Origin of the sequence: Corallococcus sp. CA047B (genome assembly GCF_003612065.1) — a bacterium.
Lineage (GTDB): Bacteria > Myxococcota > Myxococcia > Myxococcales > Myxococcaceae > Corallococcus > Corallococcus praedator.
In genome coordinates this window covers 1-1,626 of the sequence record NZ_RAWD01000638.1, presented here as the reverse complement: position 1 = coordinate 1,626, position 1,626 = coordinate 1, and the positions used below count along the sequence as shown (strand labels likewise).

At 71.7% G+C, this 1,626-nt stretch carries 2 protein-coding genes and 1 pseudogene; all 3 read left to right on the top strand.

What is annotated here, in order from left to right; all coding sequences use genetic code 11:
• Positions 1-361: pseudogene (locus tag D7X74_RS44735) on the top strand (hypothetical protein); the annotation flags it as partial.
• A gap of 78 nt (positions 362-439) precedes the next feature.
• On the top strand, positions 440-1,030 hold the full coding sequence (locus D7X74_RS41835) for an RNA polymerase sigma factor (protein ID WP_199733003.1): 591 nt from the start codon (positions 440-442) through the stop codon (positions 1,028-1,030).
• Positions 1,027-1,626 (top strand): hypothetical protein (locus D7X74_RS41830; protein ID WP_370450869.1); only part of this gene is annotated, 600 nt, incomplete at its 3' end. The genes D7X74_RS41835 and D7X74_RS41830, both read left to right, overlap by 4 nt.

Below are 1,626 nucleotides of genomic sequence, written 5' to 3'. Positions count from 1 at the left end.
CTTCGGCACCCCCAGCCGCGACGAGGCGCCCGGCAAGGAAGCCCGCCCGCCCAGCCGCATCGGTCGGCTCGCCCGGCCTCCTCGCGGCCTGGACACTTCCTCCGCACCGGAAGGCCGGTCGTCCGACCGGGCTGACCGGGCAGGGGCGCCCCGCCGGGAGGAGCGCTCCGCGCGTCCGGCGCGAGCGCCCGCCCCCCCGCCTGCCTTCACGGCCGCGCCCGTGCCGGAGCCCGAGATCCCCCTGGGCTTCCGCGCCAAGCAGCAGAAGCGCAAGGACGTGAAGGCCGAGGCCCGGGTGGAAAAGGCCGAAAAGCAGCGGCTGGCCGCGGCCAAGTCCGCGAAAAAACAGAAGCGGAAGTGATGTCGGGGGGCGTCGCAATGGCCTGCCGCGACGCCCGTAGGACAAGGCGTGAACGCTCTTGCCCTCGACTCGCTGCCCATGGCCATCGGAATGCTGATGGCTGAGGACGCCGCTCCGCTTCCCTGGAAAGCGGACGTGCAGGCCGCCCGCAAGGGGGACCCGTCCGCCTTCGAAGCCCTCGTCCGCAGCGTGCAACGCCCGGTGTACGGCCTGGCGTTGCGCCTGCTGCAGAACGACTCGGAGGCGGCGGAGGTGGCGCAGGAGGCCCTGCTGCGCGCCTACCAGAACCTTCACCGCTACGACGACACGCGCCCGTTCGACCTCTGGGTGCTCGCCATCACGCGCAACCTCTGCCTGGACCTGCTCCGCCGCCGCACCAAGGTGCGCACCGAGGAGCTGGAGCCCATGAAGGAGGTCCTCCCCAGCCACGAGGCGTCCCAGCTGGACGGCGCCATCGCGCGCGAGGAGCGGCTGTCACTGGAGGCCGCCATGGAGACGCTCTCCGTGGACGACCGTGAAGTGCTGGCCCTCTATTACGTCCAGAAGCGCACCACGAAGGAGATCGCGCAGATCATGGGCTGCGCGCCCGGGACCATCATGGCGCGCCTGTTCCGGGCCCGTGAGAAACTGCGCAAGAAGATGACGCCCGCCGAGGAGGAGACCCGATGAGCCCCTGCCCCGACCTGGAAGTCCTGTTCGCGGAGCTGGAGGCGGGTGAAGGACCCGGCCTGGACCACGCCGCGGAGTGCGAAGCCTGCGCCGCGCTGATGGAGGATCACCGCCTGCTGGAGCAGGACCTGTTCCGGCTGGCGGATCCCCTGCCGCCCCCGTCGCTGGTCGTCAACGTCATGGCCCGCGTCGCCGAAAGCCCCGTGCCCCAGCGGCGCGAGGTGTGGACGGGGCTGGCCATCCTGCTGACATCCCTGGGAGCGGGCCTGGGCTTCCTCTTCTCCAGCGACCAGGCGCTCGGTCGCTTCGGCACCGGGTTCGCCTCCACCGTGGGCAACAGCCGCGCGTTCGTGGAGGGCCTGTTCAGCGGTGCGCACGCCCTCTGGAGCACCGCGGGCGTGGCGGCTTCCTTCTCCCGGGCGGTGAGCGGGCGCAGGGTGAAGATGGAGCCGTCCTGCTCCAGGTGGAGCGAGTACGCGCGGGCCACGGTGCGCAGGGCCTGCTCGGCGCCAATGCCGCGCAGGCGCACCTCCGCGGGGGTGTCCAGGTCGCCGGTGACGACGAGGTTCAGGCCGCCCTTCTCCGCGATCGTCTTC